This is a genomic window from Exiguobacterium sp. FD-YE-25-4 (assembly GCF_057004685.1).
In genome coordinates this window covers 1,310,150-1,325,223 of record NZ_CM168041.1, presented here as the reverse complement: position 1 = coordinate 1,325,223, position 15,074 = coordinate 1,310,150, and the positions used below count along the sequence as shown (strand labels likewise).

At 55.9% G+C, this 15,074-nt stretch carries 15 protein-coding genes; all 15 read right to left on the bottom strand.

The features are described from left to right. Nucleotides 1-10: 10 nt before the first annotated feature. The 15 genes from AC13H5_RS06825 to bshB1 all read right to left on the bottom strand — a co-directional run bounded on the left by AC13H5_RS06825 (nucleotide 11) and on the right by bshB1 (nucleotide 14,965). Nucleotides 11-1,231: an MFS transporter gene (locus AC13H5_RS06825; protein ID WP_483546492.1), complete on the bottom strand. Its 1,221-nt coding sequence runs from the start codon at nucleotides 1,229-1,231 to the stop codon at nucleotides 11-13. Between the two features lie 104 nt (nucleotides 1,232-1,335). Beyond that, on the bottom strand, nucleotides 1,336-1,998 hold the full coding sequence (gene nth, locus AC13H5_RS06820) for an endonuclease III (RefSeq protein ID WP_034777352.1): 663 nt from the start codon (nucleotides 1,996-1,998) through the stop codon (nucleotides 1,336-1,338). After that, the gene (locus AC13H5_RS06815; RefSeq protein ID WP_034777350.1) at nucleotides 1,998-2,585 is read right to left on the bottom strand and encodes a DnaD domain-containing protein; all 588 of its coding nucleotides are present in this window, start codon (nucleotides 2,583-2,585) and stop codon (nucleotides 1,998-2,000) included. The genes nth and AC13H5_RS06815 overlap by 1 nt, the downstream gene beginning before the upstream one ends. A gap of 59 nt (nucleotides 2,586-2,644) precedes the next feature. Next, on the bottom strand, nucleotides 2,645-3,946 hold the full coding sequence (gene asnS / locus AC13H5_RS06810; RefSeq protein ID WP_034777348.1) for an asparagine--tRNA ligase: 1,302 nt from the start codon (nucleotides 3,944-3,946) through the stop codon (nucleotides 2,645-2,647). A 20-nt stretch (nucleotides 3,947-3,966) separates the two neighbouring features. Further along, nucleotides 3,967-5,154: a pyridoxal phosphate-dependent aminotransferase gene (locus AC13H5_RS06805; protein WP_215190183.1), complete on the bottom strand. Its 1,188-nt coding sequence runs from the start codon at nucleotides 5,152-5,154 to the stop codon at nucleotides 3,967-3,969. 21 nt (nucleotides 5,155-5,175) lie between these two features. Beyond that, nucleotides 5,176-5,634: a hypothetical protein gene (locus tag AC13H5_RS06800; protein WP_235420184.1), complete on the bottom strand. Its 459-nt coding sequence runs from the start codon at nucleotides 5,632-5,634 to the stop codon at nucleotides 5,176-5,178. A gap of 17 nt (nucleotides 5,635-5,651) precedes the next feature. Then, on the bottom strand, nucleotides 5,652-5,837 hold the full coding sequence (locus AC13H5_RS06795; RefSeq protein ID WP_016509977.1) for a YpmA family protein: 186 nt from the start codon (nucleotides 5,835-5,837) through the stop codon (nucleotides 5,652-5,654). Nucleotides 5,838-5,903: 66 nt separating this feature from the next. Beyond that, complete coding sequence (gene dinG / locus AC13H5_RS06790; RefSeq protein ID WP_214752775.1) at nucleotides 5,904-8,714, bottom strand: ATP-dependent DNA helicase DinG; 2,811 nt, start codon at nucleotides 8,712-8,714, stop codon at nucleotides 5,904-5,906. 107 nt (nucleotides 8,715-8,821) lie between these two features. Then, nucleotides 8,822-9,205, bottom strand: coding sequence for an aspartate 1-decarboxylase (gene panD, locus AC13H5_RS06785; RefSeq protein ID WP_021067221.1), 384 nt, complete (start codon nucleotides 9,203-9,205; stop codon nucleotides 8,822-8,824). Between the two features lie 5 nt (nucleotides 9,206-9,210). Continuing rightward, a complete protein-coding gene (gene panC / locus AC13H5_RS06780) occupies nucleotides 9,211-10,041 on the bottom strand; it encodes a pantoate--beta-alanine ligase (RefSeq protein WP_215190185.1) in 831 nt (276 codons plus the stop codon). Further along, the gene (panB, locus tag AC13H5_RS06775; RefSeq protein ID WP_215190186.1) at nucleotides 10,038-10,874 is read right to left on the bottom strand and encodes a 3-methyl-2-oxobutanoate hydroxymethyltransferase; all 837 of its coding nucleotides are present in this window, start codon (nucleotides 10,872-10,874) and stop codon (nucleotides 10,038-10,040) included. The genes panC and panB overlap by 4 nt, the downstream gene beginning before the upstream one ends. Nucleotides 10,875-11,092: 218 nt before the next feature. After that, nucleotides 11,093-12,055, bottom strand: coding sequence for a biotin--[acetyl-CoA-carboxylase] ligase (locus AC13H5_RS06770; RefSeq protein ID WP_214752773.1), 963 nt, complete (start codon nucleotides 12,053-12,055; stop codon nucleotides 11,093-11,095). Next, nucleotides 12,028-13,167 carry a CCA tRNA nucleotidyltransferase gene (locus tag AC13H5_RS06765; RefSeq protein ID WP_483546491.1) on the bottom strand — a complete coding sequence of 380 codons (1,140 nt, stop codon included), beginning with the start codon at nucleotides 13,165-13,167 and terminating at the stop codon, nucleotides 12,028-12,030. The genes AC13H5_RS06770 and AC13H5_RS06765 overlap by 28 nt, the downstream gene beginning before the upstream one ends. Continuing rightward, nucleotides 13,164-14,285, bottom strand: a complete 1,122-nt coding sequence (gene bshA, locus AC13H5_RS06760) for an N-acetyl-alpha-D-glucosaminyl L-malate synthase BshA (RefSeq protein WP_483546490.1) — start codon at nucleotides 14,283-14,285, stop codon at nucleotides 13,164-13,166. Before bshA ends, AC13H5_RS06765 begins: the two co-directional genes overlap by 4 nt. Then, entirely contained in the window at nucleotides 14,282-14,965 is a 684-nt protein-coding gene (bshB1, locus tag AC13H5_RS06755; RefSeq protein WP_483546489.1) for a bacillithiol biosynthesis deacetylase BshB1, read from the bottom strand. The genes bshA and bshB1 overlap by 4 nt, the downstream gene beginning before the upstream one ends. Between the last annotated feature and the right edge of the window lie 109 nt (nucleotides 14,966-15,074).

Here is a 15,074-nt window from a genome sequence, read left to right as displayed (position 1 = left end):
AGTTTTTTGATTAACGCAAACCTGGAAGTGTCTCCCGCAAACGACCGAGCGCATTGAGTCCGGCCAGGAACGGTAGGACGGCCACAAGCCCAATCGCCCAATCGATGGACAATATGTCGGTCAATACCCCGGCAAAGATGGCTCCGAACGCATAGCCGCTGTCGCGCCAAAACCGATAGACGCCCATTGCTGAGGCGCGCCAATATGGCTCGGCGACGTCACTGATTGAGGCTTGGAGCGTCGGATAGACCATTGCCGTCCCGATGCCGAGCATGACCGCGGCGAGCACCCATTGCCAATAGTCGGACATGACGAGAATCGCCCAAAGCGAACCGGCCTGGACCCACATCCCGGCGACGATCAATCCTTTGCGTCCGATGCGATCGCTCCATACCCCGGTGAACAGTTGGAAGAAGCCCCACGCCGCCGGATAGACCGCCACGATTAATCCGACTTCAGCTAGACTGAGCCCTTGTGCGGCGAAATAAATCGGGAACAAGCCCCATGCCATGCCGTCTTTCAGATTGGTCGACAGACCCGCCACCGTCAGACTCGAGAGCGAGCGATCTTTCCAAGTCGTCGTCATAAATACGTCTCTCGCGGAACGTGTTTTCTCAGACCCGCTCGTCGGTTGGAGCTGTATCTGATTCGTCGTATCGCGGACGAACAGTGATAACCCGAGACCGATGAATGCGACGAGGACGCCGATATAAAACGGTTCCGGCCGACTGCCGTACGTGACGGCAATCATCCCAGAGACGGCGGCCATCACGGCGACGCCGACATAACCGGCGAATTCATTCAGTCCGACCGCGAGCCCCCGCTCCGTCGGTTTAGCCAAATCAATCTTCATATTGACCGTCATCGACCACGTCAGTCCTTGGTTAATCCCAAGCAAGACGTTCGCCACGATGATCATCCACCAGGCCGGGGCCAACATGACGAGCACGGGGACGAATACCCCGATCCCCCAGCCGAAGACGAGCACTTTCTTGCGCCCGAATCGATCGGCGATGGCTCCTGCGAAGTAATTGACGACAGCCTTCGAGAACCCAAAGCTGATGATGAACGATAGCGCCGCACTCGTCGAGACGAGACCGAAGTACTCTTCTCCGATGATGGGCAAGATCGTCCGTTCGAGGCCGACCATCGACCCGACGAAAAAGTTCGTCACGACGAGTAAGATAAAGTTCATTTGATTTTCTTTTATTCCAATCCGGGTTTCACCCATATACATCCTCCTTGCCGATTGCTAACTGGATTGAGTATACCAAAAAATACCCCCTTACGTATAAAAAGCGTCTTCCTGATCAATGTAATCAGGAAGACGCTTGTTCATTGTCCGGTCGCTTGCTTGGACTTCATTCGTTTCTTGCCTTCGCGGCACATGTGCAACAACGGACATGTCTCGCAGGCAGGACGTTGCGCTTTACAATGGTAACGTCCGAAAAAGATGAACTGATGATGGAGCTGAGACCATTCTTCGCGCGGGAACTTCTTCATGAGCGTGTCCTCGACTTGACGGACGTTGTCTTTCCAACGACAAATCCCGAGCCGTTTCGAGACGCGCTCGACGTGTGTGTCGACGGCGAACGCCGGTTCATGAAACGCGACGGACAAGACGACATTCGCCGTCTTCCGTCCGACGCCAGGCAATGCCTCGAGCGATTCGCGGTCCGACGGAACGATTCCGTTATGACGTTCCACGATTTGCATCGACAGCGCCTTCACGTTTTTCGCCTTGTTCCGATAGAGACCGATGCGCTTGATTAACGCCTCGATGTCGGCGACGTCTGCCGCGGCCATCGATTCGACGGTCGGATAGGCCTCGAACAGACCAGGCGTCACTTTGTTGACGAGTGCATCCGTCGCCTGCGCCGATAACGCCACGGCCACGACCAGTTCGAACGGGTTGCGGTGCGTCAACTCACAGTGGGCGTCCGGGAACATACGGCGCATCTCGTCCGACACTTCGTTCAATTGGGCTCTCGTCAACATCACTTTTTCCTCCGTTGATAATCGACGAGGTCCTCGAGCGACTCGACGTTATGGTCTTGCCACACCCGGAGGATCTTGTCCATATATTTGAAGTTCCGTACGTTGCGTAGTTTCGCTTCCCGAAGCGCGGCCATGATCAGCTCTTCGCTGAAGCCGTCCTCGGTCAACCAGCCGACAATCTGCTCGATCTCAAATGGAGTGATTGTCCCGAACTCGCGCTCAAACGTATGAATGATGTTCTCATTCAACGAATGGGCCGATTTTTCAGGTGCCGCCCCTTCCTCGAGCGCCAAGAACAATGGAAGCAGACTGTATCGTTCGACCTCGGCCGACGCGTCGATGGCGATCAACTCTTTTTGGAGCAGGCCGAGCAACACGGCGCGGGCCTCGCTCTCGGCCACGTTCATCCGGTCCCCGAGCTCACTCGGGAGCGGCATCTCGATGCCTTCCCCGATCATTTCAAGCAGATGGATGACGAGATTGAACTCGACCGGCGTCAAGTTGAGGCGACGTGCCTCGGTGAACAGTTTCCTCGGAACGACGACTGGATTTTGTTCGAACAGCTTGATTATATTATGTGCATCCATGTCGCACATCCTTTCTAGACAAATCAATCGGGGAAGACAAAGTCATCCCCGATCGGCGATTATGGGTGAATGCGGTTCAAGAGACGTGGGAACGGGATCGCTTCGCGGATATGCTCGATACCGCTAATCCAAGCAACCGTCCGCTCAAGGCCGAGGCCGAAGCCAGAATGCGGGACCGACCCGTATTTACGGAGTTCGAGATACCAGTCGTACGCGTCCGTCTCATCAAGACCTTCTTTGATGATTTCTTCTTTCAAGCGGTCGTAGTCGTCTTCACGCTGCGAGCCGCCGATGATTTCGCCGTAACCTTCCGGCGCGATCAAATCGGCACAAAGGACGAGTTCCGGGTTCTCCGGGTCGACTTTCATGTAGAACGGTTTGATGTCTTTCGGCCAATGGGTGATGAACACCGGGAGGTCATGCGCGTTGGCGATGGCCGTCTCGTGCGGTGCACCGAAATCGTCACCGTACTCGATGTCGTCGAAGCCTTCCTCTTTCAAGAACTTGATCGCATCCGTATAACGGACGCGCGGGAACGGTGCTTGAACTTTTTCGAGTTTTGACAAGTCACGTCCGAGCAGTTCCAATTCGTTACGGCAGTTCTCAAGTGCCGACTTGGCGATGTATGAGACGTAACGCTCTTGGAGCTCGAGGCTCATGTCGTGGTCGAAGAATGCCATCTCTGGCTCGATCATCCAGAATTCGATCAAGTGACGACGCGTCTTCGATTTTTCGGCCCGGAACGTCGGTCCGAACGAGAATACTTTCCCGAGTGCCATCGCTGCGGCTTCCATATAAAGTTGGCCCGTTTGCGATAAGTAGGCCGGCTGTCCGAAATAATCTGTCTCGAACAATTCCGTCGTGCCTTCCGGTGCGCTCGACGTGATGATCGGTGGGTCGATCTTCACGAATCCTTCTTGGTTGTAGAACTCGTACGTCGCCCGGATCAATTCGTTACGGACTTTCATGATCGCGTGCTGACGACGCGAGCGGAGCCAAAGGTGACGGTTGTCCATCAAGAACTCTGTCCCGTGCTCTTTCGGTGTGATCGGATAGTCGACCGACTCCGCGATCACTTCCATGTCCGTCACCTCGAGTTCGAACCCGAGCGGCGTGCGACCGCCGTCCGATTTGACGGTACCGGTCACCCAGACCGATGTCTCTTGTGTCACGCCTTTGGCGAGGGCAAACAAATCTTCTGCCACATCGGCTTTGACGACGACCGCTTGGGCAAAGCCGCTCCCGTCACGAAGTTGAAGGAACGCGATCTTTCCGCTCGAACGTTTGTTGGCGATCCAAGCTCCGACCCGGACCGTCTGGCCTTCATAGTCTTTAAATTGGCTGATTGAAATAGTTGTCATGTTCATATCCATCCTTTCGCTTATCGAGCGTTACGTGTAATGAAGTCTTCCACTCGATCGAGCGCTTCTAGTACTCGTTTTAATTCTGTTGCATATGACAAGCGGACGTAGTCGTCCTGACCAAAACCTGAACCCGGGACGAGCGCGACGTACGCTTCACCGAGGACGGCCTCGCACCACGCATCGACCGAGTCGTAACCGCTCATCGTGGCCGCTTCTTTGGCGTTGGCATATAAGTAAAATGCGCCTTGTGGCTTCAAGCATGTGATTCCTGGAATCGCAATGAGTCGTTCATAGACGATCTCGAGTCGTTCAGCGAACGAGACACGCATCATCTCGACGTCATCTTGTGGTCCATTGTAGGCTTCGACCGCCGCAGCTTGCGCGATCGACGTCGGGTTCGATGTCGAGTGCGACGCGAGGTTCGTCATCGCCTCGATGATCGTCTTGTCACCGACCGCATAGCCGATGCGCCATCCCGTCATCGCATGCGACTTCGAGACACCGTTGATGATAATCGTCCGTTCCCGCATGTCAGGAAGCGTCGCGATGGAGACGAACTCCGCCTCACCGTAAACGAGTTTCTCATAAATCTCGTCACTGACGACGAGCAGATCATGCCGTTTGACGACGTCCGCAAGCGCCGAGAGTTCAGATTTTGTATAAATCATGCCGGTCGGGTTCGATGGGCTGTTCAAGATGACCGCCTTCGTCCGATCCGTGATGGCCGCCTCGAGCAGCTCCGGCGTCAGTTTGAACATCGTCGTCTCGTTCGTGTCAACGTAGACCGGAACCCCGTCAGCCAGCTTCACTTGCTCCGGATAACTGACCCAATATGGTACCGGAATGATGACCTCGTCCCCTTCATCTAAAATCGCTTGGAACAGCGCATAGAGGGCGTGTTTCGCACCGGAAGCGACCATGACCTCTGGACGTGTGAACGTCAAGTTGCTGTCGCGTTTCGTCTTTTCGATGATCGCGTCTTTGAGTGCGACCGTCCCGCCAGATGGGGTATACTTCGTGTCGCCATCGCGTGCGGCCTGACAGGCTGCCTCGATGATGCGTTCAGGCGTATTGAAGTCCGGCTCACCGGCCCCTAGCCCGATCACGTCTTGACCCGACGCTTTTAACGCTTTCGCTTTCGCCGTGATGGCGAGTGTCGTTGAAGGTGTCAACTGCTTTACACGTTGTGCCAATAGATGTTCCATTGAGATCCCCCTCTAGTTTCGTCAAGGCGAGTCCGTCAATTGGACCCGTCGAATGAATTCGCCCGCTTGGAGCGTATAGTACGAGTACGTGTAAGACGTGCCCGCTTTTGTCACGACTTCGATCAATGCCCGTTCATCGAAGCCATATTTACAGCTGACGAGCGTACCGCCGGTCTCTGCGACCGAATCGGCACAGATTTGTTCTGAGTCGACCGTTGCGATGTCCCGTGTCTCGATTGGCAACTTGTCGTCGACCGGCACGAACTGGACCCGATCCGTCTCCTCGAAGACGACATACGGTTCTGTCCCGTTAAACAGTTCGGCCCGTTCAATCGAGACGGACGGTTGCTCGTCGACGAGTCGCTCGCGCGCTTCCTCGATCATTTTCTCTTTCGTCCGCTCGGTGTGGCCGACCGTGAACCAATAAATGCCACTAAATACGATGACGACACCGATGAGTGCCGTCATGAACGCAATCACTACTTTTGTCTTCCGTGTCATTCCGTCCGATAGATGGTGAACACCATCTCTTCTTTCTTCGGATCATTCACTTTTTTCTCTAAAGCAAGACCGAACATTAAATCTTGGCTCTTCAACGTACGATTCAACAAGTCGACGATTTTGTAGACGTCTGCCGTCGGCTCGATTCGAACCGTCGCCAACGTCTCAATATTCGAATTCATGATTACTCCTCCTTCAAAAAACACTATACCCATTATTATAAAGCGATAATTTCACGATGCCTAGCGTTATCTCTGATTTCCTAACCCGGTCTTCTCTTTCTCGTCTAAAAACAGCTCAAGTTCAGCGAGGGCGGTCTCGAGCGGTCCGTCAATTCGATCGACGGACGGTAGACTGTTGATGAACTGCTTGCCATAACGCGTTGTCTCGACGCGACGGTCGAAGACGAAGATGGCGCCGTAATCCTCTTTCGAACGGATTAGGCGACCGACCCCTTGCTTGAAGCGGATGACCGCTTGCGGAAGCGATAGTTCAAAGAAAGACGATTTACCGGTCGCCTCGATTTTCTCGGACCGAGCCTGCATGACCGGCTGGTCGGGCGGCGCGAACGGAAGCCGGACGATGATGAGGCAGGTGAGTGCCTCGCCCGGAATATCGACCCCTTCCCAAAAACTTGCCGTTCCGAACAAAATCGACTGGTCGATCCGTTTGAACTGTTTCGTCAAGCGGCTTCGCGATCCGCCGCTGACGCCTTGGGCGAGGAGCGTGTACGCCTCATCCAATTGGTCTTTGACAGCCTCGTGCGTCAAACGCAACAGTTCGTTCGACGTGAACAAGACGAGCATCCGTCCTTTCGTCACGTTGGCGATTTGGGCGATCGAGTCCGCGATCTGCTCGACGAACCGCGGCAACGGAACTTCGTTGATGAGCGGGATATCGGACGGGACGAACAGTTTCGCTTGCTTCTTGAAATCAAACGGGGACGCCAGGACGACGCGGCGAACGTTTTCCCCATCGAGTCCGAGACGCCGCTCGATGAAGCCGAATCGTCCTGAGACGGTCATCGTCGCCGACGTCAGGATGGTCGGCCGTTTGGCGAACAGCCGCTCATGCAGGAGCGGTCCGATCTCGACCGGCTGGGTGTACACCGAGGTCAACTTGCGATTAGCCAGATTGAGCTCAACCCAACTGACGGCATCGTCGTCTCGCGTGAGCATCGTCTCGTAGAGGACGCTCTCGATATCGCGCACGTCGCCGATGAACGCCTTCAAATCACCGAGCACGGCCCGTTGTTTGAACGTCATATGCTCTTTATGCTCATCGAGGAGACGGTGCAGTTGTCGCAATGTCGTCCGTAACGTGCGCAGTCGGTCCTCGAGCCGTTTCGCCACTTCACGAATCGGTCGGAACGGTTCCCCTTCCCGCTCGAAGCGGACGGTTTGACGTTGCTCCCGCTTTTTCCCGAGCGACTGGAGCGCCGTGAGCAAATCGTTCAGCTCATCGTCGACGCGGGCGAGTGCTTGATCGGTCGCTTTGCTAAACGCCTCCGCCTCTTCCGAGACGGACGTCAAATCGGCGAGCCCGAGCACGCGCGAATGAAACTTGCCGTCGGCACCGTAGCCGAACCATTTGAACAAGCGGTCAAATTGAATCGCGTCAAACGTGACTCCGAAGTGATGCGACGCGACTTCCTCGACTTGATGCGCCTCGTCCAAGACGAGTGGCGTATCGGTCGGGAGAATCCCAGCCTGGTGTTGCAAATCAGAGAACAACAAAGCATGGTTCGTCACGATGATATCGGCCTCTTTCGAGCGCAAGACGGCCCGGGTGAAGAAGTCACGGCTATACCAAGGGTCGAAGCGACCGAAGTCAGAGGCTGCATCGGCCTGGATCAGCCGTTTGAACGAGGCCGGCCCTTGTGACGCCGCACCGGGCAATGACAACTCTTCCAAGTCCCCCGTCTCGGTCTCGGTCAACCAGACGAGGACCATCGCCTTGCACATCGCCGGGAGCAGCCCGTCATTCGTTTCTTCGAGAATCATCTCGAACTTTCGGAGGTCGATGTAGTTGCGTCTCCCTTTCAAAAGTGTGAACTCGATTTCAGGGAAAATCGCTTTTAAGATTGGTAAATCTCGATTCAACAACTGTTCTTGCAACTGAATCGTATGTGTGCTGACGACGACCGGGCGCTTCGTCTCGAGGGCGTGGTGTGCGCTCGGAATCAAATACGCCAATGTCTTTCCGGTCCCCGTACCCGCCTCGATCAACAGCGTCGCCTCGTCGTCGAGCGCCTTATAGACGTGTCGCATCATCTCGAACTGACTTTGACGCGGTTCAAATTGACCGAATAGTGCCGGAAGCGTCTCTTCGATCGTACGGTGAAGAAACGGCTCGAACGGTTCGCGTTCGACAGCGGGTTCGAACGTATCGACGAGACGTCGGAGTGCGATTTTCCGATGAATATCGAACGTCGTCTCATCGTCGGCTCGGATCCCAACCTCAAGAATCAACTCGTCGAGGAGCGGTTCGACGTTGCTCGTCCATGACTCGGACAGGCGTCGTAACTGTTGTAACGTCACGAGTGGCAAGGCGCGCAACCGTTCAATCAAACGAATGAACAGTTCCGCCGTCGCCTCGGCATCGCTGAGCGCCCGGTGCGCGTCAGTATGCACGAGATCAAACGTCTCGGCGAGCGACTCGAGCGCATGGCTCTCAAGCGTCGGGTATAAGATCCGGGCCAGCTCGACCGTATCGATCGCTCGCCCTTGGAACGGCAAGTACCCGGCTTGCTCGAGGCTTTCATTTAAAAAATTCAAATCGAAAGACACGTTGTGGGCGACGAATATTCGCCCATCGAGCATCTTCCATATATCTGGGATCACTTCCTCAAACGTCGGGGCTTCTGCCACGTCTTGGTTCGTGATCGTCGTCAACTGCGTGATAAAAGGCGGGATTGGGCGACTCGGGCGAATCAAGGTACTGTAGCGCTCAATCACTTCACTCCCTTGAACGACCACCGCCGCAAATTCAATCAGTTCGTCGCCGGACTTGACGGAATGACCAGTCGTCTCCAAATCCACTATCACATAGGTGTCCATAACATCCATCCCATCTTCGGCACGCTCGTGCTTTCTGTCTGTCTCATCTTACCATAGAACGATACACGAAAAAACGGGGATGCCTCTATCGGACATCCCCGCTCGTGTCATAGAATCGTATGGGCGATCTCTTCATAAAGAAGTTGATCGATCTCGTTCCGTTCGTTCAAGACGGCGACTTTCGGACGATGCTGTTTCGCTTCCTCGGCTGTCATTTGGCCGTACGCCATGATAATGACGACATCTCCGACTTGGAAGTGGCGGGCCGCTGCCCCGTTCAGACAGACGACACCCGAACCTCGTTCTCCTTTGATGACATACGTCTCGATACGAGCTCCGTTATGGTTGTTCGTGATGTGCACATGTTCGTTTTCCATGATGCCGACCGCGTCCATCAAATCTTCATCGATTGTGATTGAACCGACGTAATGCAAGTTCGCCTCGGTGACGGTCGCTTTGTGTAGTTTCGCGTGCATAAATGTTCGAATCATTGGATTCATCCTCTCTTCCAAATCACATTATCAATCAAGCGGGCCCGTTCGAACTGCACCGCTACGGCAATCAATAGTTCGGTCGACGCGGAGGTCACCTCGGTCAACGTCGGGTAGTCTTTGATCTCGATATAGTCGATCGTACTGTTTGGGACGTTCTTCAGGCGTTCCTCGAGATGTGCTTTCACATCTTGAATCGTCTCACCTTGCGCAAGGGCGTCTCGCGCCTCGATCAAGGCACGGTTGATGTCACTCGCATCCGCCTTCTCCGTCTCCGACAAATAGACGTTCCGGGACGACTTGGCGAGACCTGATTCTTCACGGATGATTGGACAGCGTCGAATCTTGACCGGGACGAAATAGTCACGGACGTATCCTTCGATCAAGGCGACTTGTTGCGCGTCCTTCAAACCAAAATAAGCGCGCGTCGGACGGACCAAGTTGAACAGCTTGGACACGACGGTCAAAACGCCATCGAAATGACCGGGCCGGCTCGCTCCGCAGAGAACATCTGCGCCGGTACGTACCGTGACACGAGCCATGTCGAGCGGATACATCGTCTCCGTGTTCGGGTAGAACAAGACGTCGACACCCGCCTCGCGGGCGAGCGCCTCGTCCCGCTCGAAATCACGCGGATAGCGGTCGAGGTCCTCGTTCGGACCGAACTGGGTCGGGTTGACGAAGATGCTCATGACGACGAGGTCGTTCTCTGACTTGGCCGCCTCGACGAGACTGAGGTGCCCTTCATGCAAATAACCCATCGTCGGGACGAAACCGATCGTCCCGGCGTCGGTCAACAGTTTCTGTAAGTCATGTGGTGTCGTGACGATGTTCATGCCTTGCCCCCGTAGAGCGTGTCGAGCAGCGACTCATCCATCGTGAACGTGTGCCGTTCGAGCGGGAACGAGCCGTCTTTCGTCGCCTCGACATAATTGCGGATTGCCGTCGTCGCGACCTCGTTCACATCGGCATACGCCTCGACGAACTTCGGCAGACGGTCGACGCCATATTTCAAGATATCGTGATAGACGAGCACTTGACCGTCCACGTCGGCACCGGCACCGATGCCGATGACCGGGATTGTAAGTGCCTCGGCAATCTTTTTGGCCAATTGATGTGGCACACACTCGAGAACGAGCATCTTCGCACCGACCCGTTCGGCCTCGAGACTGTCGGCGATCAACTGTTCGGCATCCTCGAGCGATTTGCCTTGTACTTTATAGCCTTCAAGCACACCGACCGATTGTGGGGTGAGGCCAAGGTGGGCCACACACGGCATACCGACTTTCGTCAGACGTTCGATCGTTTCGAGCACCTCGCCGGCCCCTTCAAGTTTGATGGCATCGGCCTGACCGTCTTGGAACAACGTCGCGGCCGCTTGAAGCGTGCGGTCGAAGTCGCCATGATATGTCGCAAACGGCATATCGACGACGACGAACGTGTCGCGTGCCCCGCGGCGTACGGCCTTGGCATGGTGCACCATGTCCGAAGTCGTCACCGGAATCGTCGAATCGTAGCCGAGCACGACCATTCCGAGCGAGTCCCCGACTAAAATGATGTCGACCCCTGCTGCCTCGGCCAGTTTCGCCGACGGATAATCGTAGGCCGTCAACATGACCAATTTCTCTTCTTGCTTCATCTTCTTCAATAACGAAGTCATCGTGTGCATATGGTTCTCCTCCTAAATGTGGAGACAGGTTACAAAAAACGCCTTCCTACACGAATGGTAAGAAGGCGCACGAAAACGATCTCAAGTAGTTGAGTGTCCTTCTGTCCCTGTCAAAATGATCAAGGCAGACAAAATATAGAGTGGCGGTCTGCAGTTCCGGTACACTTCGCGAGCGATAGCGTCCGGCACATTCATTATAGACCACGAACCCGTTTCCATCAATCATTCCAAACTGCGATCTCCGCCGAATAAATCGGCTCGATGATTCCTTCTTGTTCCAAAAGGAGTGCGCCTTCTTCCGAAATACCGCGCATCGTTCCATACCTCGGCTTACCTGACGCCGTCAACGTGATCGATTCGTTCAGATAAGCGGCATGCTCGAGCCAATGCTTGCGCACAGGGCCGAACCCAGACTCAAGGAACAAGTCATATTCGCTTTCAAGCTCGGCGAGTAAGTTGGCAAGCAGCTCGCTTCTGCGATGCGTCTGATTCGTCTCGAGTTTGATCGATGTGGCCCGATGCGCGAGCTCTTCCGGGATGACCTCGCTGTTGACGTTCATCCCGAAGCCGAGGATGACGGCTTGAATCCGGTCACCCTCCGTCTGCATCTCGGTCAAGATGCCGCCGATTTTTTTCCCGTTGAGCAACAAGTCGTTCGGCCATTTGATGGTGGCCGGGATGCCTTGCGCGTGCAGGGCGCGCGCGAACGCGCTCGCCGCCATGAGCGTCAGCTTCGAGGCGTCTCGAATCGGCAACGCCGGCCGCAAAATCACGCTCGCCGCGATATTGACGTGGCTCGGATTATACCAGTTCCGGCCGAGTTGGCCTCGGCCCGCTGTCTGCTCTTCGCTGATGACGAGCGTTCCTTCGAGGACGCCCTTTTGCGCCAATTCATGGGCGATGCGTTGGGTCGTGTCGATTTGCTCAAACGCATGGACGACTTGTCCGAACCGCCCTTTTCGGAACGATACGAACGCCGGTTCATCGAGCCGGTCGGTCTGACCGAACAATTGATACCCTTTTCGAGGAATCGTTTCAATCGCATACCCGTCTTGTTTTAACGTCTCGATATGCTTCCAAATGGCGGTACGTGAAATATTTAATTGGCGGGCCAACTCTTGACCGCTCCAGACGGCCCCGTCCTGCAACAGATTTAAGACTTTTCCGCGTGTCGAAGCCATTGTTCGGCCTCCTTTCGTAACGGTTCCGGCTCATTGGCGAGCTCGCCAATGAGCACGAGCCGCTCAACGTGGGCGAGCAGCTGTTTGATGAGCGGTCCCCGGGCACCGAGATGTAGCGCATCGCGACCATCGAATCGGAGTTCCCGGCGCGACTGGATCGGCAACTGCCGCTTCAACTGTTCGGCCGTCTCGCTTCGTCCGGACATCCGCAAGTATGTCGCTAGCGTCTCCGGCGTCGTCTCATAGATGGTGAACGTGTCGAGCCCGCTGTCGAACAGACGCGCGAGCACGCCCGCCTCCCGCTTCAGTGCGTTCGAGCGTTTCCACGGTGTCAGCCAATCGGTGGCGTCAGCATAATAGACGAACAACGCCCAGCCCCCGACCGGGTCGACCGGGGTCCGCTTGTCGGCGATGACACGGCGGATGAGCGTCTCCGTGACGTTCGGCAAGTATTGATGGATGCCGAGGTCAAGTATCGCCGCGAGCGCCTTTCGGTATGCCGGGCCCATCATCAACTTCTCGAACTCGATGGCGACCCGTTCCATCGCGATGTCTTGCAGTTTGTGGCCGAGTTCGCGTGAAGCCCGTTGCACGTCTTCGTCGAGCCGGAAATCGAGCTGGGCCATGAAGCGGAACGCCCGCATGATGCGGAGCGCGTCCTCGTTGAAGCGTTCATAGGGGCTGCCGACGGTCCGAATGACACGTGCCTCGAGGTCCATCCGTCCGCCGAACAAGTCGACGACGTTGCCGTCGTGGAACGCCATCGCGTTCATGGTGAAGTCACGCCGTTTCATATCTTCTTCAAGCGAAACGCCGAGCGAAACATGATCGGGTCGTCTCGAGTCCGAGTACGTCCCTTCCGAGCGGAACGTCGTCACTTCGAACGGATGATGGTCGAGGATGACCGTCACCGTGCCGTGGTCAATCCCGGTCGGTACCGATTTCGGGAACAAGCGCATGACTTCGTCCGGGAAGAGCGACGTGGCGATATCGATATCATCCGGAAGCGTACCGAGCATATAGTCACGGACGGCCCCCCCGACGATGTACGCTTCGCCGCCGTGGGTGTTGATCGTTTCGATGATTCGTTTGGCGTATTCCCATTCCGTCATCGGCCCACCACCTGTTCATAAAGCGATTCATACGCCGTGACGATATCGGCCGAGGCGAACTGTTTGGCCCGCTCGAGTCCGTTCGTGCGGAAGCGTGCATGCAGTTCCCCATCGAGCAAGATTGCTTCGAGCGCTTTCGTCGCCGCGGGCGCGTCGCCGCGTTTGACGACAAACCCTTCCACGCCGTCGGTGATGACTTCCGGCAATCCGCCCGCATCGCTGACGACCGACGGTACACCCGTCGCCATCGCCTCGAGGGCGACGAGGCCGAACGCCTCTTTGTCCGACAACAGGATATGGACGTCGCACATCGATAGAAGTGCCGCCACTTGCTCTTGCTTCCCGGCGAAGATGACTTGCTCTTCGAGCCCCATCTCGCTCACGAGGCGGCGCATCGCTCCCATGAGCGGGCCGTCACCGACGAGGAGCAGTTTTTTGTGCGGCACGTTCATCTGCTGGAACGATTCGAGCACGAGGTCGATTCGCTTCACTTGACGGAAGTTTGAGATATGGATGACGACCCGGTCCTGTTCCGATAAACCGTATCGTTCGCGAAGCGATGTATCGGCCTGCGGTTGATAGACGGCCTCATCGATAAAGTTATGGATGACGTCAATCGACAAATCGGACCCGATCCGCTCGAGCGTCTCTTGTTTCAAGCTATCCGAGACGGCCGTGATCGCGTTCGATTGACGCAACCCATAAAGGATGGCCGGCTTGAGTTCTTCGTCTTCCCCGAGCACGGTGATATCGGTCCCGTGGAGCGTCGACACGATCGGCGTCTTCGTCCCGGCCATCTCGCGCCCGAGGGCGGCACAGACAGCGTGCGGCACCGCGTAGTGGGCATGAATGACATCAAGCCCGAACGCCTGGATGACGCTCGCGATTTTCGAGGCGAGCGTGATGTCGTACGGCGGATAGCGGAACACCGAGTATTGGTTGATCTCGACTTGGTGAAACGTGATATTCGGATGGTAGGCATTCAGTCGGAACGGGATGCTCGACGTGATGAAATGAACGTCATGCCCCCGGTCGGCGAGCTTCATGCCGAGCTCGGTGGCGAGTATGCCCGAACCTCCGACCGACGGATAACAAAGGACCCCGATGCGTAGTCTCATGCGAGCTCACCCGCCTTCGTGACAACGTACGGACGGGTCGTCATGAGCCCTTCGGCGTACTCCGTGCCGATCAAACTGCCGAAATGACGTTCCCGTGCCAACACCCGATCGAGATAGGCGTCCGTGAGCGGCGTCGCCACACCGTCGACTGGTGTGAACTGACTGGCATAAGCCCGTAAAGCGTTTAGTTTATGTTCGATCGTCGCCGTGATGTCGATGCAGACGTCAGGCGTCGTATGGGCGTTGATCATATATTGATAGACGCTCGCCGGTCGATACGCGGCGACGTCCGGCATAAATTTACGGATTCCTGCGTTAAAGAGCGCCTCCTCGACGAGTCGGGCGCAAGCCCCATGGTCAGGATGGCGGTCGACGCCGTATGGATAAAAGACATGTGTCGGACGTTCGGTCCGAATCAAACGGACGAGCGCCTCGACTTGTTCATTGTCCCCTGTCAAACCCCGGTCCGGAAAACCGAGGTTCACACGCCGGATACCGAGCACACGGTCGGCCGTTTCGGCTTCTTTCCCCCGGGTGACGACGTCCCCGTTCGATGACAGTTCGGCTCTCGTCAAATCGACGTATAGGACCTCGATCCCGTCCTCGGTCCATTGGGCGGTCATACCGGCGATGCCGATCTCAATGTCGTCCGGATGGGCCCCAATTGCTACTATTTTCATAAAATCACCTCTTCTGTGAAAAGTATATCGGACTCCGTCTCGATTGTCATATGTTCAGGGTAGGCAATCGAGAGGTTTTTCGAGTACGCTACTAGATGGGAGGTGAACC